General features: G+C 72.4%; 19 protein-coding genes and 1 riboswitch. Of the genes, 13 read left to right on the forward strand and 6 right to left on the reverse strand.

Annotated elements, in window-relative coordinates:
* Positions 1-26: 26 nt before the first annotated feature.
* The 3 genes from IRX98_RS10425 to IRX98_RS10435 all read right to left on the reverse strand — a co-directional run bounded on the left by IRX98_RS10425 (position 27) and on the right by IRX98_RS10435 (position 3020).
* Positions 27-665 carry an alpha/beta hydrolase gene (locus IRX98_RS10425; protein WP_224276473.1) on the reverse strand — a complete coding sequence of 213 codons (639 nt, stop codon included), beginning with the start codon at positions 663-665 and terminating at the stop codon, positions 27-29.
* Between the two features lie 94 nt (positions 666-759).
* On the reverse strand, positions 760-2349 hold the full coding sequence (locus IRX98_RS10430) for an MFS transporter (protein ID WP_224276475.1): 1590 nt from the start codon (positions 2347-2349) through the stop codon (positions 760-762).
* Between the two features lie 71 nt (positions 2350-2420).
* Positions 2421-3020, reverse strand: a complete 600-nt coding sequence (locus IRX98_RS10435) for a TetR/AcrR family transcriptional regulator (RefSeq protein ID WP_224276477.1) — start codon at positions 3018-3020, stop codon at positions 2421-2423.
* Positions 3021-3205: 185 nt separating this feature from the next.
* Here IRX98_RS10435 and ligA point away from each other — a divergent pair, with 185 nt between their 5' ends.
* From ligA to IRX98_RS10490, 11 genes are all read left to right on the forward strand, one after another.
* Positions 3206-5368, forward strand: coding sequence for an NAD-dependent DNA ligase LigA (gene ligA / locus IRX98_RS10440; RefSeq protein ID WP_224276479.1), 2163 nt, complete (start codon positions 3206-3208; stop codon positions 5366-5368).
* Positions 5369-5457: 89 nt separating this feature from the next.
* Entirely contained in the window at positions 5458-6702 is a 1245-nt protein-coding gene (locus tag IRX98_RS10445) for a calcium-binding protein (RefSeq protein ID WP_224276481.1), read from the forward strand.
* 109 nt (positions 6703-6811) lie between these two features.
* Entirely contained in the window at positions 6812-7111 is a 300-nt protein-coding gene (gene gatC, locus IRX98_RS10450) for an Asp-tRNA(Asn)/Glu-tRNA(Gln) amidotransferase subunit GatC (protein WP_207082100.1), read from the forward strand.
* Entirely contained in the window at positions 7111-8640 is a 1530-nt protein-coding gene (gene gatA / locus IRX98_RS10455) for an Asp-tRNA(Asn)/Glu-tRNA(Gln) amidotransferase subunit GatA (RefSeq protein WP_224276483.1), read from the forward strand. The genes gatC and gatA overlap by 1 nt, the downstream gene beginning before the upstream one ends.
* The gene (gene gatB, locus IRX98_RS10460) at positions 8637-10145 is read left to right on the forward strand and encodes an Asp-tRNA(Asn)/Glu-tRNA(Gln) amidotransferase subunit GatB (protein ID WP_224276485.1); all 1509 of its coding nucleotides are present in this window, start codon (positions 8637-8639) and stop codon (positions 10143-10145) included. Before gatA ends, gatB begins: the two co-directional genes overlap by 4 nt.
* A 160-nt stretch (positions 10146-10305) precedes the next feature.
* Entirely contained in the window at positions 10306-11715 is a 1410-nt protein-coding gene (locus IRX98_RS10465; protein ID WP_224276487.1) for a prenyltransferase/squalene oxidase repeat-containing protein, read from the forward strand.
* 103 nt (positions 11716-11818) lie between these two features.
* Positions 11819-11957: riboswitch (cobalamin riboswitch) on the forward strand.
* Positions 11958-12033: 76 nt separating this feature from the next.
* Positions 12034-13749 carry a hypothetical protein gene (locus tag IRX98_RS10470; RefSeq protein ID WP_224276489.1) on the forward strand — a complete coding sequence of 572 codons (1716 nt, stop codon included), beginning with the start codon at positions 12034-12036 and terminating at the stop codon, positions 13747-13749.
* 5 nt (positions 13750-13754) lie between these two features.
* The gene (locus IRX98_RS10475) at positions 13755-14783 is read left to right on the forward strand and encodes a hypothetical protein (RefSeq protein WP_224276491.1); all 1029 of its coding nucleotides are present in this window, start codon (positions 13755-13757) and stop codon (positions 14781-14783) included.
* Positions 14784-14789: 6 nt separating this feature from the next.
* The gene (locus IRX98_RS10480; RefSeq protein WP_224276493.1) at positions 14790-15914 is read left to right on the forward strand and encodes an energy-coupling factor transporter transmembrane component T; all 1125 of its coding nucleotides are present in this window, start codon (positions 14790-14792) and stop codon (positions 15912-15914) included.
* Positions 15911-17503, forward strand: coding sequence for an ABC transporter ATP-binding protein (locus IRX98_RS10485; RefSeq protein WP_224276495.1), 1593 nt, complete (start codon positions 15911-15913; stop codon positions 17501-17503). The genes IRX98_RS10480 and IRX98_RS10485 overlap by 4 nt, the downstream gene beginning before the upstream one ends.
* Positions 17500-18321 (forward strand): ECF transporter S component, encoded by an 822-nt coding sequence (locus IRX98_RS10490; protein WP_224276497.1) that lies wholly within the window; start codon positions 17500-17502, stop codon positions 18319-18321. Before IRX98_RS10485 ends, IRX98_RS10490 begins: the two co-directional genes overlap by 4 nt.
* A 15-nt stretch (positions 18322-18336) precedes the next feature.
* Here IRX98_RS10490 and IRX98_RS10495 read toward each other — a convergent pair whose 3' ends face one another.
* From IRX98_RS10495 to IRX98_RS10505, 3 genes are read right to left on the reverse strand one after another with little or no spacing between them, the layout of a single operon-like run.
* Positions 18337-19479: a PQQ-dependent sugar dehydrogenase gene (locus tag IRX98_RS10495; protein ID WP_224276499.1), complete on the reverse strand. Its 1143-nt coding sequence runs from the start codon at positions 19477-19479 to the stop codon at positions 18337-18339.
* On the reverse strand, positions 19476-20387 hold the full coding sequence (locus tag IRX98_RS10500; RefSeq protein WP_224276501.1) for an EamA family transporter: 912 nt from the start codon (positions 20385-20387) through the stop codon (positions 19476-19478). The genes IRX98_RS10495 and IRX98_RS10500 overlap by 4 nt, the downstream gene beginning before the upstream one ends.
* Positions 20388-20396: 9 nt before the next feature.
* Positions 20397-20978: a helix-turn-helix transcriptional regulator gene (locus IRX98_RS10505; RefSeq protein ID WP_224276503.1), complete on the reverse strand. Its 582-nt coding sequence runs from the start codon at positions 20976-20978 to the stop codon at positions 20397-20399.
* Positions 20979-21051: 73 nt separating this feature from the next.
* Between IRX98_RS10505 and IRX98_RS10510 the strand changes: the two genes are divergently transcribed.
* On the forward strand, positions 21052-22155 hold the full coding sequence (locus tag IRX98_RS10510; RefSeq protein WP_224276505.1) for a WD40/YVTN/BNR-like repeat-containing protein: 1104 nt from the start codon (positions 21052-21054) through the stop codon (positions 22153-22155).
* Between the two features lie 7 nt (positions 22156-22162).
* A complete protein-coding gene (locus IRX98_RS10515) occupies positions 22163-22618 on the forward strand; it encodes an SRPBCC family protein (RefSeq protein WP_224276507.1) in 456 nt (151 codons plus the stop codon).
* Positions 22619-22726 lie beyond the last annotated feature (108 nt).

Below are 22726 nucleotides of genomic sequence, written 5' to 3' on the forward strand. Positions count from 1 at the left end.
CGGGTGACGCCCGACCCGGACGTGCGTCAGTGCTCGGGCGAAGGGACGTGGCTGCCCAGCACGTCGAGCGTGGCCCCGATCGCCCAGTCGTGCCACCGGCGAGAGCCGGTCAGCATGTAGTGGCCCAGGGCGCCCATGTCCTGGAGGTCGGCGCCGACGGCGACGGACCGCGCCCGCTCGACGTAGCGGGCGGTCTCGTGGAACGACGTGATGCGGTCGCGGCGGCCGTGCGCGGCCCGGAGCGTGCGCCCGGCGAGCGTGTCCACCGGGTCCTCCGCCGACCACCACGGGGCCAGGCCGACGACGCCGACCACGGACGGGTCGTCGGCGACGTGCACGGCGACCCGCGCGCCCATCGAGTGGCCCAGCAGCACGACGGGAACCTCGCCGTGCGCCTCGCGCACCGCGTCGAGGGCCCAGCGGGCGTCGGCCGCACGGTCGACACCGCCGTTCCAGCCGCGCTGGCGGTAGCGCACGAGCCAGACGCCGGCCCCGGCCTCGTGCGCCCGGTCGGCGATCTCGCGCTGCAGCCACAGCGCACGACGCCACGACGCGCTGCGCCCGTCGATCGACTGCGCCGAGCGCGGCTTCCCGCCGTGGAGCACCAGGATCATCGCGCGGGCGCGTCCGTGGGCGTCGTACGTCGTCAGGTGCGGGTCGGTCACGACTCTCCTTCGGTGCCGATGGCCGGTCGGATGGGGAGCGACGACGCCGACCCGCCCGCGCGTGGCGAGGGGTCGGCGTCGGTCGCGTGGGTGCTCAGCCGACGTGTACGCCCTCCGGGCCGTCGGTCGCCAGCTCCTGGTGCTTGACGTCGAGGAAGACCCAGATCACCACGGACGCCGCGAGCATCAGGATCGAGCCGACCAGGAAGGCCTGCGTCGATCCCTCGGTGAAGATCTGGTTCTGGGCGATCAGCTGGAGCTTCTCGAGCTGCTCGGGCGACGGCTGCGGGCCGCCCGCCTGCGCACCGGCCTCGGCGAACTCACGGCCGCGGTCGGTGAAGGTCTGCGTCGCGACCGTTGCGAGGACCGCGAGGCCGAGGGCGCCGCCGACCTGCTGGGCGGTGTTGAGCACGCCCGACCCGATGCCGGACTCCTCCGAGCGGAGGTGGTGGACGGCTGTCAGGGTCACCGGCACGAAGGTCAGGCCCATGCCGAAGGCCATCAGGACGATGAAGGGCATGATGTCGGTGACGTAGGTCCCGGTGACCTCGGTGGCCGGGAACGTGGTGTCGTAGGGCAGCCGGGAGAAGCCGAACAGCGCGCCGGCCGCGAGCAGCGTGCCCACGCCCGAGATGTAGCGCGGGTCGATCCGGTTCACGAGGTTGGATGCCAGCCCGGCACCCACCACGATGCCCACGGTGAAGGGCAGGAACGCCACACCCGCCTTGAGCGGGCTGTAGCCCATGACGTTCTGGATGTACTGGCTGAGGAAGTAGAACATCGCGAACATCGCCGCAGGAGCGAGGAACATCGCCACGAAGCTGGAGGCGCGGGTGCGGTTGGTGAAGATGCGGAACGGCAGCAGCGGGTGCTGGACGCGCATCTCGACCACGATGAAGAGTGCCAGCAGCGCCACGCCCGCGACGAGGCTCGCCACGGTCCAGGTGTCGGACCACCCTTCGGTGCCCGCGCGGGTGAGGCCGTAGACGATGCCGAGCAGGCCGAGGGTTCCGGTGACCGCGCCGGGCAGGTCCAGCTCGCCCTCGTGCGACTCCGACTCGTTGAGGAAGCGCGGCGAGAGCAGGGCGGCGACCACGCCGATCGGCACGTTGATGAGGAAGGTGAGGCGCCAGCCGTCGATGCCGAGCGGTTGGTCGAGGCCGGTCAGCCAGCCACCGAGGATCAGACCCACCGCGGCGCCGGCGCCGGACATGGCGGCGTAGACCGCGAAGGCCCGGTTGCGCGCGGGGCCGGCCGGGAAGGTGGTGGTGATGAGCGCGAGTGCCGCGGGAGAGGCCAGCGCGGCACCGAGGCCCTGCAGGCCGCGAGCCGCGAGCAGCAGCGGCTCGTTGGTGGCCAGACCGCCCAGGAGCGAGGCCACGGCGAAGATGACCAGGCCCACCATGAAGATGCGGCGGCGGCCGTAGAGGTCGGCAAGGCGCCCACCCAGGAGCAGCAGGCTGCCGAAGGCCAGGGCGTAGCCGGTGACGATCCACGACAGGTTGGCGTCGCTGATGTCGAGGTCACGCTGGATGTAGGGGAGGGCGATGTTGGCGATCGTGGCGTCGAGCACGACCATCAGCTGCGCGATCGAGATCAGGACGAGCGCCCACGTGAGGTTGAGCTCACGCTGGGGCGGCGAGACCGCTCCCGGGGGCGGGGTGGTGCTGTCGGTGCTGGTCATGGGAATCCTTCGGAGGAGCGGGTCGGGTACGAGTGGAGCAGGAGGGTCCGACAGTCGGTCGGACCACGTGGTCAGGCGACGGGGCCGTGGAGGGCGGCGGGAAGGATGACCTCGTCGAGGATGCGGCCGACGAGGTCCGGGGTGACCTGGTCACCGAGCAGGAACGCGCGGTGCAGCACGATGCCGGCCAGGGACGGGGCGAGGATCTCGAGGTCGGAGTCCGGGTGCACCTCGCCGCGGACGCGGGCCCGTTCGTAGATGACACGCGAGACCGCGACCTTGGGGCCGATGAAGTCACGTCGGTAGACCTCGGCGAACTCCGGGTCGCGTCCCATGGCGATGACGACGGCCGAGAGCACGGACTGCGCACGACGATCGTCGATGCCGCCGGTGCCGCAGTAGGCCGCGAGCAGGTCCCCGCGGAGGGTGCCGGTGTCGGGCACCTCTGCGGTACCGCTGTGGTGGCACATCACGGCTGCCACGACGAGCTCGGGCTTGCCGCGCCAGCGTCGGTAGAGAGTCGCCTTCGACGCCTTCGCGCGGGTGGCGACGGCATCCATGGTCAGCAGGTCGTAGCCGACCTCGGCGAGCACCTCGAGGGTGGCGGCCAGGATCTCCTGCTCGCGCTCACCCTCCACGCGCGGTCGCGTGCCGGCCTCGGTCGGGGTCATGTCTTCCTCTCGGGCTCTCCAGGTGACGATGGTCACGATGGAACGAAACGGTTTCGTTCCCACCAACAGGACGGTAGCCCGATCTATTCCGATGGAACAAGGGAGTTTCATCCGGTCCAGACCGGCCTCGCGGCGCGCGGCCGGGCCCGCCGGTTAGTGTCGGTCGCGACCGGCACAATGACCGCATGAGCACGTCCGACGCAGCTGACCGCGACACCACCGTCGCCTCCGCTCCTCCCGAGGCTCGTGAGCGCCACCGGGAGCTCAGCGAGCAGGTGGACGACGCCCGCTGGCGCTACTACGTCCTCGACGACCCCACCCTGTCCGACGCCGACTTCGACGTGCGCCTGCGCGAGCTCGAGGCGCTCGAGGACGACTACCCCGAGCTCCGCACCCCCGACTCGCCGACGCAGAAGGTCGGGGGAGCGGTCTCGACGGAGTTCACCGCGGTCGACCACCTCCAGCGCATGGAGTCCCTCGACAACGCCTTCTCCTTCGACGAGCTCGCCGCCTGGCACGCGCGCATCCTCCGCGAGGGCATCGACGCCCCTGCCCTGCTGTGCGAGCTCAAGGTCGACGGCCTCGCGATCAACCTCCTCTACGAGCAGGGCCGCCTCGTGCGTGCGCTGACTCGCGGCGACGGGCGTACGGGTGAGGACGTGACGCCCAACGTCAAGACGATCGCCTCGGTGCCGCACCGCCTCACCAGCACCGACGAGCACCCCGTCCCGGCGCTCGTCGAGGTCAGGGGAGAGGTGTTCCTGCCCACCGACGCCTTCGAGCGGCTCAACGCCTCGATGGTCGAGGCAGGCAAGCCGATGTTCGCCAACCCCCGCAACGCCGCCGCCGGCTCGCTGCGCCAGAAGGACCCGCGCGTCACCGCGACGCGCGACCTCGGCATGGTCTGCCACGGCATCGGTGCGCGCGAGGGCTTCGAGCCCACGGCGCAGAGCGCGGCGTACGACGCCCTGGAGGCCTGGGGGCTCCCGACCTCCGAGCAGGTCCGGGTGGTCGCCACGCTGGCGGAGGTCGAGGAGTTCATCACCCACGTCGGGGAGCACCGCCACACCATCGTCGGCCACGAGATCGACGGGCTCGTGGTGAAGGTCGACGACGTCTCGCTGCAGCGCCGACTCGGATCGACCAGCCGGGCGCCGCGGTGGGCGATCGCGTTCAAGTACCCGCCCGAGGAGGTCAACACGCTGCTCAGGTCGATCGAGGTCAACGTCGGCCGGACCGGCCGCGTCACCCCCTACGGCGTCATGGAGCCGACGAAGGTGGCGGGCTCGACGGTCGAGAACGCGACCCTCCACAACGCCCACGAGGTCAAGCGCAAGGACGTGCGCCCCGGCGACACGGTGATCCTGCGCAAGGCCGGTGACGTGATCCCCGAGATCCTCGGACCGGTGCTGGCCCTGCGACCCAAGGGGCTGCGGCCCTGGCGGATGCCGACGAGGTGCCCCGCCTGCCGCACCCCGCTGGCCCAGCAGAAGGAGGGCGACAAGGACCTCCGCTGCCCCAACCACGAGAAGTGCCCGGCGCAGGTGCGCGAGCGGGTCTTCCACGTCGCGGGCCGGGGTGCGTTCGACATCGAGGGCCTCGGCTACGAGGCGGCGGTCGCGCTGCTCGATGCCGGCGTGATCACCAACGAGGGTGACCTGTTCGACCTCGACGAGGCAGCCCTGCTGCGGGCGCCGCTCTTCACCCGGGCACCGAAGAAGGGCGAGGAGGGGCAGCAACTGTCGGCCAACGGTGCGCGCCTGCTCGCCAACCTCCGCGAGCGCAGGGCCGCCGTGCCGCTGTGGCGGGTGCTGGTGGCGCTCTCGATCCGCCACGTGGGACCCACGGCGGCCCGGGCGCTGGCCACCGAGTTCGGCTCGATGACCGCGATCCGCGAGGCGTCGGAGGAGGCGCTGGCGGCGACCGACGGCGTCGGGCCGACCATCGCGGCGTCGGTGCGGGAGTGGTTCCACGGCGCGAGCGTCGGCGACGCCGAGTCCGAGGAGGTCGGTGACAACGCCGACTGGCACAACGCGATCGTCGACGCCTGGGCCGCCGCCGGGGTCTCGATGGCAGACGAGCGGGACGAGTCGGTGCCCCGCACGCTCGAGGGCCTGACCATCGTCGCCACCGGCTCGCTCGAGCACTACACGCGCGACTCGGTCAAGGAGGCGATCATCAGCCGCGGCGGCAAGGCGGCCGGGTCGGTGTCGAAGAAGACCGACTACGTCGTCGTCGGCGAGAACGCCGGTTCGAAGGCGGACAAGGCCGAGCAGCTCGGGGTCCCGGTGCTCGACGAGGACCGGTTCACGGTGCTGCTGGAGCAGGGGCCCGCGGGCCTGGGGTGAACCGGACCCGGATCCGAGGGCCGATCGAGGTTTGGGACGGCGCCATCGGGGTCAGGAGACCCTGAACGATCCAATCAACGGGAGTCAGCATGCGCATCGTCCGATCACTCGTCCCGGCCCTCGTCGCTGCGGCCGGCCTCGCCGCCCCGCTCGCGGTCGTCCCGGCCGCGCAGGCGGCCGTCACCTGCGGTGGCCTCAAGGCGACCATCGTGGGCAACAACAAGGCCAACGTCCTCACCGGCACGGCGCGGCGCGACGTGATCGTGGCCCGCGGCGGCAACGACACCATCCGTGGTCTCGGCGGCAACGACGTGATCTGCGCCGGTGACGGCGCGGACACCGTCAACGGGGGCGACGGCGACGACCGCCTCTTCGGCGAGACCGACTCCCTGCGCATCGACCAGTTCGGCCGGGTGCTCAAGAAGGGCGACACGATCACCGGCGGCGCCGGCGACGACACCATCGACCTCGGCTACGACCCGCGGGCCGCCTCCGACGGGACCCGGGTGGTCCTCGACGGGGTGTCGTACGCCGACGCCCCCGCCCCGGTCGTGGTCGACTTCCGGGCCGCCACCACCGTCCCGATCGCCGCCGACGGCAACGACACCGTCACCGGCTACAACGGTGGCGTACGCATCGTCGGGACCGCGCTCGGCGACACGATCAAGGGCACCAACTCCGACGACGCGATCTTCGTGCGCGGCGGTGACGACACCGTCTTCGGCCGTGGCGGGGACGACACGATCGCGGCCGACGCGTCCGGGGCCACCGGCAACGACCGGCTTTACGGCGACGCCGGGGACGACGACCTCAGCGGCACCCTCGGCAACGACCAGTTCGTCGGCGGCAGCGGCAACGACACGATCACCTCGGCCTCCGAGCTGCACCAGGTGATGCGGGGCGGGAGCGGCCTCGACACGATCACCTTCCCGATCCCGGCGGAGTCCGGCTTCATCGCCAAGGGCTACGGCGGCCAGGACAAGCTGCGCCTGCTGCCCAACTCCAACCCGGCGATCAAGCCCACGGTGCGCATCGACCAGACGAAGAAGACCAGGATCAGCGACCTGCCCTTCACGATCGAGGGCGTCGTCAACGGCTTCAGCGACGTGGTCCTGCCGGCGCGGGCGCTGTCGATCTTCAAGGGCAGCAACGAGTCCGAGGTCGTCACCGCGCACCCCGACTACCGCGCGATGATCTACGGCCGCGGCGGCGCGGACGTGCTGACAGGCTCGGACGAGCCCGACCGCCTCGAGGGGGGCAACGGCTTCGACATCGTCCGAGGCCGCGGTGGCAACGACACCTGCAAGTCGGCCGAGAAGCGCTCCAGCTGCTGAGCCGCGCCGGTGCCGCGCCACGGCACCGGAGCGGCGTACGCCCCTCCGCCCGGGTCCCCGCGGGAGACCCGGGCGGAGCCGCGTCGCGAACCTCCCTAGGATTGGCCCCATGCCCGAGATCACTCGCGAGGAGGTGGCCCACCTGGCCACCCTCGCCCGCATCGACCTCTCCGACGCCGAGCTCGACCACCTGGCGCCCCAGCTGAGCGTCATCCTCGAGTCCGTCGCCTCCATCAACGGGGTCGCCGGGGACGACGTGCCGCCGACCTCGCACGCGATCCCGCTGACCAACGTCTTCCGCGAGGACGTCGTCGTGCCCGGCCTCAGCGCCGAGGAGGCACTCTCCGGCGCACCGGCCGTGGAGGAGCAGCGCTTCTCGGTCCCGCGGATCCTGGGCGAGGAGGCCTGATGAGCACCCACGACAGGACCCGATCGACCGCGGCCGAGCTGGTCGACGAGCTCGCCGCCGGCACCGTGACCTCGGTCGAGCTGACCGAGGCGCACCTCGACCGCATCGACGCCGTGGACGGCGCGGTGCACGCCTTCCTCCACGTCGACCGCAACGGCGCGCTCCTCCAGGCTGCTGCCTCCGACGAGCGTCGCGAGCGTGGCGAGGCCCGCGGTCTCCTCGACGGCGTACCGATCGCCGTCAAGGACGTGCTGGCCACCCGCGGCCTGCCGACCACCTGCGGCTCGAAGATCCTCGAGGGCTGGATCCCGCCCTACGACGCGACCGTCGTCGAGCGGCTGCGCGCAGCGGGCCTGCCGATCCTCGGCAAGACCAACATGGACGAGTTCGCGATGGGCTCCTCCACCGAGCACTCCGCCTATGGCCCGACCCGCAACCCGTGGGACCTCGACCGCATCCCCGGCGGGTCCGGCGGTGGCTCCGCGGCCGCGGTCGCCTCCTTCGAGGCGCCCCTGGCCATCGGCACCGACACCGGCGGCTCCATCCGCCAGCCGGGTGCCGTCACCGGCACCGTCGGCGTCAAGCCGACCTACGGCGGGGTGTCGCGCTACGGCCTCGTCGCGCTGGCCAACAGCCTCGACCAGGCCGGACCCGTCACCCGGACCGTCCTCGACGCCGCGATGCTGCACGACGTCATCGGCGGGCACGACCTGCGCGACTCCACCTCGATCAAGACCGAGTGGCCCTCCTTCACCGAGGCCGCGCGCCACGGTGCCACCGGCGACATGACCGGGGTCAAGGTCGGTGTCATCACCGAGCTGGCCGGCGACGGTTGGCAGGCCGGGGTGATGAACCGCTTCGACGAGTCGGTCGAGCTCCTCGTGCAGGCGGGAGCCGAGGTCGTCGAGGTCTCGTGCCCGTCCTTCGTGCACGCGCTCGCCGCCTACTACCTGATCCTGCCGGCGGAGGCGTCGAGCAACCTCGCGAAGTTCGACGCGATGCGCTTCGGCCTGCGGGTCACCCCGGAGGGCAACCCCAGTGCCGAGGAGGTCATGCGCGCCACCCGCGACGCCGGCTTCGGCGACGAGGTCAAGCGTCGCATCATCCTGGGCACCTACGCGCTGTCCAGCGGCTACTACGACGCCTACTACGGCCAGGCCCAGAAGATCCGCACGCTCATCAGCCGCGACTTCGACGCCGCCTTCGCCCAGGTCGACGTCCTGGTCTCGCCGACCGCGCCGACCGCGGCCTTCCGGATCGGCGAGAAGCTCGACGACCCGATGGCGATGTACCTCAACGACCTCGCCACCATCCCCGCCAACCTCGCCGGCGTGCCGGGCATCTCGGTGCCGAGCGGTCTGGTCGACGAGGAGCCGCTGCCCGCGGGCTTCCAGGTGCTCGCCCCGGCGCTCGCCGACGACCGCGTCTACCGCGTCGGCGCCGCGCTGGAGAAGCTGCTGACCGACAGGTGGGGCGGACCGCTGCTCGACCGGGCGCCCGCCCTCGACACGAATGAGGTCGTGCGATGACCGAGAACCTGATGTCCTTCGACGACGTGCTGGCGGCGTACGACCCGGCGCTGGGCCTGGAGGTCCACGTCGAGCTCAACACCGCGTCCAAGATGTTCTGCGGCTGCCCGGCGACGTTCGGCGGCGAGCCCAACGCGGGCGTGTGCCCGACCTGCCTGGGCCTGCCCGGCGCGATGCCGGTGGTCAACGCCAAGGCCGTCGAGTCGGCGATCCGGATCGGCCTCGCACTGCACTGCGACATCGCCGAGTGGTGCCGCTTCGCGCGGAAGAACTACTTCTACCCGGACATGCCGAAGAACTTCCAGACCTCGCAGTACGACGAGCCGATCTGCTTCGACGGCTGGATGGACGTCGACCTGCCGACCGACGACGGCGGGACCGAGACGTTCCGGGTCGAGATCGAGCGCGCCCACATGGAGGAGGACACCGGCAAGTCGCTGCACGTCGGCGGCTCCACCGGTCGGATCCACGGCGCCGACTACTCCCTCGTCGACTACAACCGCGCCGGCATCCCGCTCATCGAGATCGTCACCCGCCCGATCATGGGCGCGGGGGAGCGCGCACCCGAGGTCGCCAAGGCGTACGTCGCCCAGCTCCGCGAGCTGATCGTGGCGCTCGGCGTCTCCGAGGCCCGGATGGACCAGGGCAACCTGCGTGCCGACGTCAACCTCTCGCTGGCCCCCAAGGGCAGCGGCACCCTCGGCACGCGCACCGAGACCAAGAACGTCAACTCGTTCCGGTCCGTCGAGCGGGCCGTGCGCTACGAGATGCAGCGCCACGGCGCGATCCTCAGCGGCGGCGGCACGATCCTGCAGGAGACCCGCCACTGGCACGAGGACACCGGCATCACCACCAGCGGGCGCGAGAAGTCCGACGCGGAGGACTACCGCTACTTCCCCGAGCCCGACCTGGTGCCGGTCGCCCCGAGCCGCGAGTGGGTCGAGGAGCTCCGCGGCACGCTGCCGGAGAACCCGACCGCCCGTCGCGCGCGGCTGCAGGCCGAGTGGGGCTTCAGCGACATGGAGATGCGCGACACCGTCGGTGCCGGTGCGCTCGGGCTGGTCGAGCAGACCATCGCCGAGGGCGCGGCCCCGCAGGCCGCCCGGAAGTGGTGGCTCGGCGAGCTGGCCCGCCGCAGCAACGAGGACGGGGTCGACATCGTCGACCTCCCCATCACGCCCGCCCAGGTCGCCCGCATCCAGGCGCTGGTCGACGAGAAGGTCGTCAACGACAAGCTCGCCCGTCAGGTCTTCGAGGGCGTGCTGGCAGGTGAGGGCAGTCCCGACGAGGTCGTCGAGAAGCGCGGCCTGGCCGTGGTCTCCGACGACGGCGCCCTGGGGGCGGCCGTCGACAACGCGATCGCGGCCAACCCCGACGTCGCCGACAAGATCCGCGACGGCAAGCACGCGGCCGCCGGTGCGCTCATCGGTGCGGTGATGAAGGAGATGCGCGGACAGGCCGACGCGGGCCGGGTGCGCGAGCTGATCCTGGAGAAGCTGGGCTGAGCCGACCCCCCGGGGGAACTTCTCGACCTGTCTAGACAACTTGTTAGGGTCGAGGCGAGTCACATTGGTCACATCACCAACCAACGCTCGCACCACCCGGGGGACGGCGGCGTCGTCAGACGTCGACGTGCGCCTTCCCCTCGCGAGCGGGAAGGACGTCATGCACCATCGCATTCGACCCATCCGATCGGCCGCGGTCGCACTGTCGACCGTCGCCCTGGGCGCCGGCCTGCTGGCCGCCCCGCCGGCCTCCGCGGAGCCCTCGCCGGCCCTGCGGTCCGCCAAGGCCGCCGTCAACACCGACAGCACGCCGTCGACCATCGCCGCCGAGTGGATGGCCGGGGAGCTCCAGAACGGACTGGTCGAGACCGGCTCCGGCCCGGACTTCGGCCTCACCATCGACACCGGCATGGCCCTGGCGACCGTGGCCGCCCAGAGCGGCACCGTCACGGCGATCAACAACTCCCTCGAGCCGCGCATCGCCGAGTACGTCGGCGACGGGACCAAGGAGTCCTACGCCGGCCCGCTGGCCAAGGCAGCGGCGTTCGCCCGGGTGGCCAAGAAGAACCCCACGAGCTACGGCGGGATCAACCTGATCACCCGCCTCGAGGAGCGCACCGCGGACGTGCCGGCCGACCCGGCCGCCGAGCCGCAGGCCGCCGCCTTCGCCGGACGGATCTTCGACAAGTCCGAGTTCGGCAACTTCGCCAACGTGATCGGGCAGTCCTACGCCGTGCGCGCCCTGACGCTCGCCCGGTCGACCGAGGCGGCCGCGGCGCGTGACTTCCTGCTCAAGCAGCAGTGCGCCGACGGCTTCTTCCGCGCCGGGTTCGACAAGGCCGACGTGCCCAACCAGTCGTGCACCCAGGGAGTGGCCGGGAGCGAGGCCGACCCGGACACCACCGCACTCGCGGTGATCAACCTGGTCGAGTCGGGTGACAAGAGCCCGGCCGTGGCGGGCGCCCTCGCCAAGGCCGGCACCTGGCTGGCCGACCGGCAGCGCAACAGCGGTGCCTTCCGCGCCGCTGCGCCGGTCAGCAAGATCAACACCAACTCGACCGCGCTCGGTGGCTACGCCCTCGGTCTGCTGAAGAACCGCGACGCCGCCCTCAAGGCAGCGCTGTGGATCCGCAAGAACCAGCCGGTCGACAAGTACAAGTGCCGCACCGCCCTCACCAAGGACACCGGAGCCGTCGCCTACCGCAAGGACCGGGTCAAGGACTCCTCCACGACCGGGATCCCGGCCGCGGCCCGTGACGAGTGGCGCCGCGCCACCGCCCAGGCCATCCTCGGCCTGCAGTTCGCGCCGGCCAGCAAGGACGACCTCAAGATCGTCTCGGTGCGCAAGAGCGCCCGTGCCGGTGAGCGCGTCCAGTTCCGCGTCTTCGGCCTGGCTCCCAGCGAGAGCGCCTGCATGCAGGTCAAGGGTGACTTCGTCCGCGTGAAGGGCAAGAAGTCCGGCGAGAAGATCGTGCGCAAGCTGCAGCTGCCTGCCGGCAACCAGCGACGCGTCGGGCTCGTCAAGACCTCGGACGACGAGGCGCGTACGTCCCTCCGGGTCCGCAACTGACCCACCTGCTCCACCTGTCACACCGCCTCGGCCCGGCGTCCACTGGTTTCATCCCGTGGCGCCGGGCCGAGGTGCGTCCGGGGCAGGACGGGGGTTACGCTGCGACCGTCGCACCCGTCCGGGTCGGCACCACACACGCCCGAGGTGGGGAAAGCCGGTCCGAATCCGGCGCTGACCCGCAACCGTAGGCACGGGAGAGATCCCGTGCGAGCCGGAACACCCGCCCCGACGCGTCATGACCACCATCGCTGTCGAGGAATGCAGCGGGGCAGACCGGCGCACGCCGTCCTCCCTCGCTGTCGCAGCGAGGAAGGAACCATGAAGCTCACCTCGTCGTCCGTGCTCCGTCGAGCCGGCGCACTCGTGGTCGCCACTGCGATCACCTCCACCACCCTGCTCGCCGGCACCGCCCCGGCGCAGGCGCACCCCGCGGGTACGCGCGCCCTCAACGTCGGCGGGGCGTGGCTCGCGGCCCAGCTCGAGGACGGCCTGCTCATCGGGGAGTTCGGCCCGGAGTACGGCCCCTCGATCGACGCCGGCCTGGCGCTCGCCGAGGCCGGCAACGCGACGGGCCTGTCCGCCGTGGACACGGCCCTGCGCGGCGCCATCACCAGCTACATCACCGGCGAGGCCTACGGCGACGTCGGCAGCACCTACGCCGGCGCGACCGCCAAGGCCGCGACGTTCGCGACGGTCGCGGGTTCCGACCCGGAGTCGTACGGCGGCGTCGACCTGGTCTCCCGTCTCGAGGACGTCGTCAGCACGACGGCACCGATCACGGGGCGCATCGAGGACGTGTCGTCCTACGGCGACTACGCCAACGTGATCAGCCAGTCCTTTGCCTCCCGCGCCCTGACGACGGTCGGCTCGGACCTCGCCGACGAGGCGACCGCCTTCCTGCTCGACCAGCAGTGTGGCGCCGGGTACTTCCGCTTCGGCCTGACCACGGACAAGACCAGCCCGCAGCAGGGCTGCGTCGCGGGCGCCGCCGACAGCGCCGCCGATCTCGACGCCACGTCGATCACCGTCATCAACCTGCTGTCGACGCCCGGGGCCTCCCCGGACGCGATCGCGGCCGCCCGCTCCGGCGCGGCCTGGCTCGAGACCCAGCAGGCGGCCGACGGCTCGTTCGGCGCGGGCTCCGACGACGGCGTCAACGCGAACACGACCGGCCTGGCCGGCTGGGCGATGGGCGAGGCCGGCAAGGCCTCCGCTGCGACGGCTGCGGCCGGGTGGCTGCGGGGCGTCCAGGTCGCGGACCTCGCCCCCTGCGCCACGACCCTCGCGGCTGACAACGGCGCCATCGCGCCGAACCCCACCGATCTGGCCGCGATCCGGACCGCCGGTGGCATCCCCGTCGAGAAGCGCTTCACCTATGCCTTCGCGACCGCGCAGGCACTGCCCGCCCTTGGCAACGTGCCCAGTGGTGCGGCCGTCGCCCTGTCCGCCCCGTCCACCGCGGTAGAGAAGAGCGCCGTCACCGTGACCGTCACCGGCCTCGGTGCAGGCGAGCCCGGCTGCGTCACCTTCGGCTCGGACGCGAAGAAGGTCACCGGCACGGGCTCGCCCGTCCCGGTCACGTTCGCGCTGCCGGCGGGTGCGGCCACGCACACGTTCCGCGTCGCCACGCTGACCGGTTCCACCACCGCCACCACGGTTGCGACCCTCACCCCGGTAACGCCCCCGGCGCCGGTGGAGCCCACGGTCGGTGACCTCGCCGTCGCGAAGGTGGTCAAGGTAGGCAGGAAGAACACGCTCAAGGTCGCGATCGACTGCGACTCGACCGTGGACTGCGTCGGCAAGGTCAAGGTCCGCACGGTCGGCAAGATCATGCGGCCCAATGGCAAGAAGAAGGTGCTGCTCGTCGCGAAGTCGGCGTACAGCGTCGACGCCGGTGACACCGCGAAGCTCACCCTGAAGCTCACCAAGCCGGCGCGAGCCGTCCTCGGGAAGAAGCGGATCCGCGTGGTGGCCACCCAGTCCGTCCGCGGTGCCGAGCCCGTCGCCACGAAGTTCTGGCTGCGTCGGAAGTGACATCGATGGGTGCCCTCGTCCGGCGGGTCGCCGCCACCTTCACCGTCCTGGCCGCGGGCCTGGTCGGTGGCGGCGTGGTGCTCGGTCTCGGGCCGGTAGCCGTCCTGCCCGCGGCCGGAGCGGCCACCTGCACCTCCGGTGGGGGCGTCAGTGTCGTCGTCGACTACCGCGAGCTCGGCGGGGGAGCGACGGCGGCCTGCGCAGCGGACGGCGGCGGCAAGAGCGCCACGGCGATCGTCGCGTCCGTCGGGGTGAGCCTGACCTACGCCCAGCGCCAGCCGGGGTTCGTGTGTCGCGTCAACGGCGTCCCGACCAGCGACCCCTGCCAGAACGCCTCGCCGGCCGACGCCTACTGGGGCCTGTGGTGGTCCGACGGGACGTCCGGCTCGTGGGTCTACTCGTCCTCCGGCTCGGGCTCCCTGACCGTCCCGGCCGGGGGCTCGGTCGCCTGGGCGTGGAAGCAGGGCAGTGGCAGCGCCGCACCACCTGCCGTCGCCCCGCCGGTGTTTGCGGCCTCTCCGTCGCCGACACCGTCTCCGTCCTCCGCGCCGACGAGCGCGCCGTCCTCCTCGCCCACGTCCTCGCCCACGTCCTCGCCCACGTCCTCGCCGACGTCGGGCAACGGCGGCTCGAACAGCGGGCCGGGGGGCGGGTCGCAGTCCAGCAGTCCGTCGCCCAGCGCACCGACCTCGGCGCCCGCGGCGACGCCGTCGGAGTCCGCAGCAGCCGACCCGTCCGAGTCGCCCCTCGCCCCTGAGTCTCCCAGCGACTCACGCACCGAGAAGGGCTCCGAGAAGCGGTCGGAGAAGGAAGGGCGCGAGGGTGGCGAGAGCCCGAGCGCGGACCCCGAGGACCCCGAGGTCGGGGCTGAGTCTCCTGGAGACTCAACCCCGAGCGGCCCCGCCGACGCGGCCGCGCCGACCGCCGACCAGCCGGCCCGCGTGCCGGCCGCGGTCACTTGGGGAGTCGTCGCCCTGATCGCTGTTGCGATCGCGGTCAGTGGCGTCGTGGCGCGTCGCAGACGGGGGGTCTGACGCGTCGTGACCGGACCGGCTGCGCCGTTGTCGGGGCTGCCGCGTGACCTGCACCCGATCGCCTGGTGGACCTGGGCGATCGGGCTGGCCACTGCGGCATCCCTGACGACCAACCCGCTGTTGCTGCTCCTCGTCATGGGGTCGGTCACGGTCGTGGTGATGGCGCGCCGGTCCGGTCATCCGTTCGGCCGCTCGTTCCGCCTCTACGTCTGGCTCGCCGTGCTCACCGTCGTGCTGCGGGTGGTCTTCCGCATCGTCTTCGGCGGCCAGGAGCTCGGTCACGTCCTGCTCGACCTGCCGGAGGTCCCGCTGCCGGACTGGGCTGCGGGCGTGCGACTCCTGGGGCCGGTGACGCAGGAGGCGCTGCTCGCGGGGCTGTACGACGGGCTCCGGCTCGCCGCGGTCATCCTGTGCGTCGGGGCCGCCAACTCGCTCGCCAACCCCAAGCGCCTGCTGGCCTCCGTGCCGCCCGCGCTCTACGAGATCGGCACCGCGCTCGTGGTCGCCGTGACGATCTTCCCCCAGCTGGCCGACAGCGCCCGACGCGTCCGGGCCGCCCAGGCGCTGCGCGGAGGTGCGACCTCCGGCGTCGGTCGGCTGCGCCGATTCCTCGTCCCGGTGCTCGAGGACGCGCTCGAGCGCTCCCTGTCCCTGGCCGCGGGCATGGACACCCGCGGCTACGGTCGCTCCGGCGGAGCGACCCGGAGCGAGCGCCGGGTGACGGGCTCGCTGCTCCTGCTCGCGCTCATCGGCATCTGCGTGGGGACGTACGCCTGGCTCGACCCGACCGCGCCGCAGGTGCTGGCCCTGCCCATGCTGGGCGCCGGGGTCGTCGTCGCGGTCCTCGGCATGCTGAGCGCCGGGCGTCGCGTGCACCGCACCCGCTACCGACCCGACCCCTGGCGTACGCCGGAGCTGCTCACCGTGGGCACCGGCCTGGTGGTCGCCGTCCTCGGCTGGTGGGTCGGGCACGCTCAGGTGGTCGTGGCCTACCCCGGCGTGGACGTCGCGCCCTACCTGTCGCCCGCCGCGCTTCTCGTCGGCGTCCTCGGCATGGTCCCGGCGGTCGCGACCCCGGTCCCCGCCAGCGCCCCGACCCGTGCGCCGGTCCGCCGGGAGGCGCTCGCATGATCGAGCTGCGCGGCATCGGCCTCCGCTACGACGAGCGCGAGGTGCTCCGCGACGTGGACCTCACCCTCGAGGAGGGCGAGCTGGTCCTCGTCGCCGGGCGCACCGGCGTCGGCAAGTCCACGCTGCTCGGGGTCGTGACCGGGCTGGTCCCGCGCTTCACCGGCGGCGTGCTGACCGGGGACGTGCTCCTCGACGGCACCAGCATCGTCGAGCAGCCGCCGCGCGAGCGCGCGCACCTCGTGGGATACGTCGGTCAGGACCCGCTCGCCGGGTTCGTGGCAGACACCGTCGAGGAGGAGCTCGCCTACGGGATGGAGCAGCTCGCGATCGCGCCGGAGACGATGCGCCGCCGCGTCGAGGAGACGCTCGACCTCCTCGGCATCGCCGACCTGCGCTCGCGCGACCTCCGCACGCTGTCGGGAGGGCAGCAGCAGCGAGTCGCGATCGGCTCCGTGCTGACCACCCACCCGCGGGTCCTGGTGCTCGACGAGCCGACGTCTGCCCTCGACCCCACGGCGGCCGAGGACGTGCTGGCCACCATCACCCGCCTCGTCCACGACCTGGGCCTGACCGTCCTGCTGGCCGAGCACCGCCTCGAGCGGGTCGTGCCGTTCGCCGACCGGATCGCCCTCGTCACCGGTGACGGGAGCATCCGCGTCGGCGCCCCCGAGCAGGTGCTCGCCGACTCGCCCGTCGCCCCGCCGCTGGTCGAGCTCGGCCGGCTGGCCGGCTGGGAGCCGCTCCCGCTGACCGTGCGCGACGCCCGGCGTCGTGCACGCGAGCTCCCGCCGCTGGCCGCACCGGAACCCGTCGCGGCCCGCGAGTCCGCACCGCTCCTGACCGCCGCAGGTGTCACCGTCGTCCACGGCGGCCACGTCGCGGTCCGCGAGGTCGACCTGACCCTGTCGGTCGGACAGGTCACCGTGCTGATGGGCCGCAACGGCTCGGGCAAGTCGAGCCTCATCTGGGCGCTGCAGGGGACCGGCCGGCGCTCCTCCGGCAGCGTCGACGTCCACGGCGAGGACCCCGCCGCGCTGGCGCCGGCGCAGCGGCGTACGCACGTCGGGCTGGTCCCGCAGACCGCCGCCGACCTGCTCTACCTCGAGACCGTCGCCGACGAGTGCGCTGCCGCCGACACCGGCGCAGGATCCGCGCCCGGCACCTGCCGCGGGCTCCTCGACCGCCTCGCGCCCGGGATCAACAACGCCACCCACCCGCGTGACCTCTCCGAAGGCCAGCGCCTGGCGCTCGCGCTGTCGATCGTGCTCACCGCGCGTCCCCCGGTCGTGCTGCTCGACGAGCCCACCCGCGGGCTCGACTACGCCGGCAAGGCCGAGCTGGCGCGGATCGTCGCGGACCTGGCCACCCACGGCCGCGCGGTCCTGGTCGCCACTCACGACGTCGAGTTCGCCGCCCACGTCGCCGACGAGGTCGTGGTCCTGGCCGACGGTGAGATCGTGTCCAGCGGTCCGCCGCGCCGGGTGCTCGCCGAGTCGCCGTCGTTCGCCCCACAGGTCACCAAGGTGCTCGGCCCCCCGTGGCTGGTCGTCGAGGAAGTGGCTGCCGCCCTCGCAGGAGGTGCCCGATGAGTGCGCTCCAGAACCGCCCGAAGACCCTCACCGACGTCGCGATGCCGATCGGACCGCGGACGGCGGCCGTGCTCGTCGTCGCCTCGCTCGCCGGCCTGATGATGCTCTGCTGGCCGCTGCTCCTGGTGGCACAGCCGGGCGAGCGGGTCGAGCCGCCGTTCCTCTTCCTGGCCCTGCTCCCGCTGGTCGTCGTGGTGGTCCTCGCCGAGATGGGGGAGGGCGGCATGGACTCCCGGGTCCTGGCGGTCCTGGGCGTGCTGTCGGCGATCAACGCGGTCATGCGCGGGCTGGGCGCGGGGACCGCCGGCATCGAGCTGGTCTTCTTCCTGCTGGTGCTCGGCGGGCGCGTGTTCGGGGCCGGCTTCGGCTTCGTGCTCGGCTGCACGTCGCTGTTCGCGTCGGCGCTGCTGACCGCCGGGGTGGGCCCGTGGCTGCCGTTCCAGATGATCTGCGCCGCGTGGGTCGGGATGGGCGCCGGCCTGCTGCCGCGGCGGGTCGGCGGACGTGCGGAGATCGCGATGCTGGTCGCCTACGCGGTCGTGGCCTCCTACCTCTACGGCCTGCTGATGAACCTCAGCTCCTGGCCGTTCGCGTTGGGCATCGTGGTGCCCGGCCACGAGGGCTCGCTCGCCTACGTCGCGGGCGCACCGGTGCTCGAGAACGCCCACCGGTTCCTCGTCTACACCCTGCTGACCTCGACCGGCGGCTGGGACACGGGCCGCGCGATCACGACGGGGGTCGCGATCGTCGTGCTCGGACCGGCGATCCTCACCACGCTGCGCCGGGCGGCGCGTCGCGCGGTCGTACGCCCGGGCTGAGCCCGTCCGGCCTCGTCAGGGTCGGACGAGGATGATGCGGTCGTCGGCCGGCGTCGGCTCGCCGCGTCCGTCCTGGTTGGACGTGGTGAGCCACAGCAGGCCGTCGGGCGCGGTGACGACGGTGCGCAGGCGTCCGTAGTCCTCGGTGAAGAAGGCGGTGGGGGCCGACGCGCGGCCGCGGGCCGAGACGGCGATGCGCCACAGCCGCTGCCCGCGGAGCCCGGCCATCCACAGGTGCCCGTCGGCGTACGCCAGTCCGCTGGGGGAGGCGTCCTCGACGGGCCAGACGACCTGCGGGTCGACGAAGCGCTCGTCGTCGCCCTTGCCCTCGACCTCGGGCCAGCCGTAGTTGCCGCCCTTCTCGACGAGGTTGAGCTCGTCCCAGGTCGAGTCGCCGAACTCCGAGGCCCACAGCCGCCCCTCGTCGTCCCATGCCAGGCCCTGCACGTTGCGGTGACCGAGGGAGTAGACGGGGGAGTCGGGATCGGGGTTGCCGGGAGCGGGCTCGCCGTCGGGCGTGATGCGGAGGATCTTGCCCGCCAGGCTCTCGGGGTCCTGGGCCAGCGCGGGGTCGCCCGTCTCGCCCGTGGTGACGTAGAGGTGGCCGTCGGGTCCGAAGGCGATGCGGCCGCCGTCGTGGATGAAGCCGGCGGGGATGCCGTCGAGGACGACCGTCGGCGTCGCGAGCGACGACCCGTCGAGCTCGGCGCGCACGACCCGGTTGTCGGTGCCGGTCGTGAGGTAGAAGAAGAGCGCGCGGTCCTGCTCGAAGTCCGGGGAGACCGCCACCCCGAGGAGCCCGGCCTCACCCTGCGGGACGACGGCACCGATCGCCCCCAGCCGGCCTAGGTCACCGTCAGACGTGACGCGCAGGACCCGACCGGTCATCCGCTCGGTCACGACCGCCGCTCCGTCGGGGAGGAAGTCGACGCCCCACGGCACCTCCAGCAGGTCCACGAGTGTGCCCTCGGCGCGCGGCGGGCCGTTGCGTCCGCCGCCGTCACCCTCGGTCTGCTCGGGCTGCTCGGTCGGGGTCGGCTGGCTGGGCAGGTCGGTGGGCTGGGTGACGCGGGGGATCGGCTCCTGCGTGTTGCCGGAGCAGCCGGTCGCGGCGAGGGCGACCAGCGTCAGCGAGCACAGGGCCAGGCGCGGTCTCATGTGGCGATTGTGCCGTGCGCCGCCGAACGGTCCTCGTCCGTGGCCCCCGGTGGCTCGCCCGGCGAGGCTCCCGAGCGGGTCGCCCCGATCGACGCGGCCACCACGCAGGCGATGGCGAGCCACTGGAGCGTCGAGAGGTGCTCCTCGAGCACGACGATCGCCGCCAGCGCGGCGGCGGCGGGCTCGAGGCTCATCAGGATGCCGAACACGGCGGGCCGCAGGCTGCGCAGCGCGACGAGCTCGCAGCTGTAGGGGATCACCGAGCTCAGCAGGCCCACGAGCGCACCGATCAGCAGCACGCGGGCGTCCCAGAGGCCGGCGCCCGCGCTGATGAGCGCAGGGAGCGTCATCGCCGTCGCCCCGACGATGCTCGCGACCGCCAGCCCGTCGAAACCGGCCCAGCGCCGACCGGTGCTCGAGCTGAGCAGGATGTAGGCGGCCCACGCGACGCCGGCGAGCAGGGCGTACGCCACGCCGACGAGGTCGAGGTCGCTGCGCTGGAAGCCGAGCAGGGCGACGCCCACGGCGGCGAGCCCCACCCAGACGACGTCGCGGGCGCGTCGCGAGCCGAGGACGGCCAGCGTCAGCGGTCCGATGAACTCGATGGTGACCGCGATGCCGAGCGGGATGCGCGCGAAGGACTGGTAGATCGCCCAGTTCATCGTGGCCAGGCTGGCGCCGAAGCCGAGCACGACGACCCAGTCCTGCCGGCTCCGGCCGGAGAGCCGTGGCCGGGCGAGGGCGGCGAGGACGAGTGCGCTGGTGGCCAGGCGCAGCCACACCATCGCGGTCGGGGAGATCTCCCCGAAGAGGCCCTTGGCGATGGCGGCGCCGATCTGGACCGACAGGATGCCGACCAGCACCAGGCCCACGGGGCCGAGCAGGGCGGAGCTCGGTCGGGTCGTCACCACGCCAGCCTAGGCAGTGGCGTCGGTGTCCCCGGGACCGGTCTCACCGAGGCTCGCCAGGGCCCGGTGCGTGTGCCGGCGCTCGGCGTCGAAGTAGTCCAGCCCCCACTCGGCGACCAGCGACGGGAACCTGAACGGCTGTCCCGGCTCGTCAGCCCCGCGCAGGCTCTCGCGCACCTGGCCGAGGTCGACGAGCGCCTGGTCGAGCTCGGCGACGTACTCGCGCAGCATCTGGCGGGTCTGCTCGGGCTCGGTCACGTGGCCGACCAGCAGTCGGAGCAGCACCGGGTGCTTGAGGACGGGGAAGCCGGCCGGGGTGGTGTCCATCCATGCGCGCAGCGCGGCCTGGCCTGCACCGGTGATCGCGTACGTCGTCACGTCCCGCCCGCCGTCGGTGCGGACGTCGGCCGTGACGAGGCCGTGGTCGCTGAGCCGCCGGAGCTCGGTGTAGATCTGGCTCATCGCGGGGGAGACCCAGTAGAAGCGGAGCGTGACGTCGGCGCGCTGCTTGATCTCGTACCCCGTCAGCTCGTCGCCGAAGGTGAGGAGGCCGAGGATCGCGTATCCGGTCACCGGGATGTCTTGACTCATCTCCCGTCGAGAGTAGTGTTCCTAATCGGAATAGTCACGGCGGCTCCCCGCTCAACCCGGTCCTGGAGGTCCGATGTCGCGCACGCTGCTCATGGTCGGGACCCGCAAGGGCATGTGGCTCGGCACCTCCGACGAGGCGCGCACGTCGTGGGAGTGGAGCGGTCCGCACTTCCCGATGGAGGAGGTGTACTCCGTCATGGTCGACACGCGCGGCGGGGCTCCGCGGCTGCTGGCAGGGGCGTCGTCGAGCTGGCTCGGTCCGCAGGTGTGGCGCTCGGACGACCTCGGGGCCACCTGGGACGAGACCCCCAACGGTGCCGCCCGGTTCCCCGAGGACACCGGCGCGACGCTCGCGCGGGTCTGGCAGCTGCAACCCGGCCTGTCCGCGGACGGCGGCGACGAGGTGGTGTGGGCGGGCACGGAGCCCGGAGCGGTCTTCCGGTCCGACGACCGTGGGGAGACCTTCTCCCTCGTCCGCGGGCTGTGGGACCACCCGCACCGCGAGGAGTGGAACGAGGGCTTCGGTGGCCAAGCCTTCCACACGATCCTGCCCCACCCGAAGGACCCCGACCGCGTGCTGGCCGCGCTGTCCACGGGCGGCGTCTACGTCACCTCCGACGGTGGGGAGAGCTGGACTGCCTCCAACACCGGGGTGAGGGCGGAGTTCTTCCCCGGCGAGCGCAACTACCCCGAGTTCGGTCAGTGCGTCCACAAGGTCGCCCGCGACGCAGTCGACCCCGAGCGGCTCTACCTGCAGAACCACGGCGGCGTCTACCGCTCCGACGACGGCGGTGCCTCCTGGCAGGACATCGCCCCCGGGCTGCCCACCGAGTTCGGCTTCGCGATCGTGGGGCACCCCCACCGCGCCGACACGGCGTACAACTTCCCGATCACGGGCGCCGAGGCGCGCTGGCCGGTCGACGGCAAGGCGCGGGTGTACCGCACCACGGACGCGGGCGCGTCCTGGGAGCCGCTGGGCGAGGGCAACCTCCCCGACGGCTACTACGCCGCCGTCATGCGCGACGCGATGTGCACCGACGACCACGAGCAGGCCGGGCTCTACTTCGGCGGACGCAACGGCGGCGTGTGGGCGTCCCCGGACGAGGGCGCCACGTGGCGCGAGATCCACAAGGACCTGCCGGACGTCATGGTGGTCCGCGCCGCCCGGATCGACTGACGACCGAATGGCCGACTTCTCCCTCTCCCGCAGCACCCGCGTCCGCGCCGACCCCGCGATGGTCCACGCCCTGGTCGATGACTTCCGAGAGTGGACGAAGTGGTCACCCTGGGAGAACGTCGACCCCGACCTGCGGCGCGACTACACCGGCCCCGTGAGCGGAGTCGGATCGACGTACAGGTGGTCCGGCAACCGCAAGGCGGGCGAGGGCATGATGCGCATCACCGGGTCGACGCCCACCTCCGTCGTGGTCGACCTCGAGTTCCTCAAGCCGTTCAAGGCCACGAACGTCACCACCTTCGGCCTCGTGCCGGCCGGCGATGCCACCGACGTGACGTGGACGATGACCGGGACCCGCAATCCGGTGATGGGTCTGATGGGCAGGCTCTTCTTCGACAAGGCCATCGGCCGGGACTTCGAACGAGGTCTCGCCTCGCTCAAGGCCGAAGCCGAGCGAGCCTGATCCAGCCCGGCCCTGTCTGGGCTCGGACGGCTTCTCGCCTGCTCCTCCCTGCAGCTCCGGGTCGAGTCGCTCAGAGACTCAACCGCCAGTGGGGCGAGTCGCGCTGAC

This window comes from Nocardioides lacusdianchii, from assembly GCF_020102855.1.
GTDB lineage: Bacteria > Actinomycetota > Actinomycetes > Propionibacteriales > Nocardioidaceae > Nocardioides > Nocardioides lacusdianchii.

Excerpts from the sequence above, each read along its gene's own strand:
- IRX98_RS10475 (WP_224276491.1), top strand. The coding sequence starts at position 13,755 with ATGGGTGCCCTCGTCCGGCGGGTCGCCGCCACCTTCACCGTCCTGGCC.
- IRX98_RS10490 (WP_224276497.1), top strand. The coding sequence starts at position 17,500 with ATGAGTGCGCTCCAGAACCGCCCGAAGACCCTCACCGACGTCGCGATG.
- IRX98_RS10505 (WP_224276503.1), bottom strand. The coding sequence starts at position 20,978 with ATGAGTCAAGACATCCCGGTGACCGGATACGCGATCCTCGGCCTCCTC.
- IRX98_RS10510 (WP_224276505.1), top strand. The coding sequence starts at position 21,052 with ATGTCGCGCACGCTGCTCATGGTCGGGACCCGCAAGGGCATGTGGCTC.
- IRX98_RS10495 (WP_224276499.1), bottom strand. The coding sequence starts at position 19,479 with ATGAGACCGCGCCTGGCCCTGTGCTCGCTGACGCTGGTCGCCCTCGCC.
- IRX98_RS10430 (WP_224276475.1), bottom strand. The coding sequence starts at position 2,349 with ATGACCAGCACCGACAGCACCACCCCGCCCCCGGGAGCGGTCTCGCCG.
- IRX98_RS10445 (WP_224276481.1), top strand. The coding sequence starts at position 5,458 with ATGCGCATCGTCCGATCACTCGTCCCGGCCCTCGTCGCTGCGGCCGGC.
- gatC (WP_207082100.1), top strand. The coding sequence starts at position 6,812 with ATGCCCGAGATCACTCGCGAGGAGGTGGCCCACCTGGCCACCCTCGCC.
- IRX98_RS10435 (WP_224276477.1), bottom strand. The coding sequence starts at position 3,020 with ATGACCCCGACCGAGGCCGGCACGCGACCGCGCGTGGAGGGTGAGCGC.
- gatA (WP_224276483.1), top strand. The coding sequence starts at position 7,111 with ATGAGCACCCACGACAGGACCCGATCGACCGCGGCCGAGCTGGTCGAC.
- IRX98_RS10485 (WP_224276495.1), top strand. The coding sequence starts at position 15,911 with ATGATCGAGCTGCGCGGCATCGGCCTCCGCTACGACGAGCGCGAGGTG.
- IRX98_RS10515 (WP_224276507.1), top strand. The coding sequence starts at position 22,163 with ATGGCCGACTTCTCCCTCTCCCGCAGCACCCGCGTCCGCGCCGACCCC.
- IRX98_RS10465 (WP_224276487.1), top strand. The coding sequence starts at position 10,306 with ATGCACCATCGCATTCGACCCATCCGATCGGCCGCGGTCGCACTGTCG.
- IRX98_RS10470 (WP_224276489.1), top strand. The coding sequence starts at position 12,034 with ATGAAGCTCACCTCGTCGTCCGTGCTCCGTCGAGCCGGCGCACTCGTG.
- ligA (WP_224276479.1), top strand. The coding sequence starts at position 3,206 with ATGAGCACGTCCGACGCAGCTGACCGCGACACCACCGTCGCCTCCGCT.
- gatB (WP_224276485.1), top strand. The coding sequence starts at position 8,637 with ATGACCGAGAACCTGATGTCCTTCGACGACGTGCTGGCGGCGTACGAC.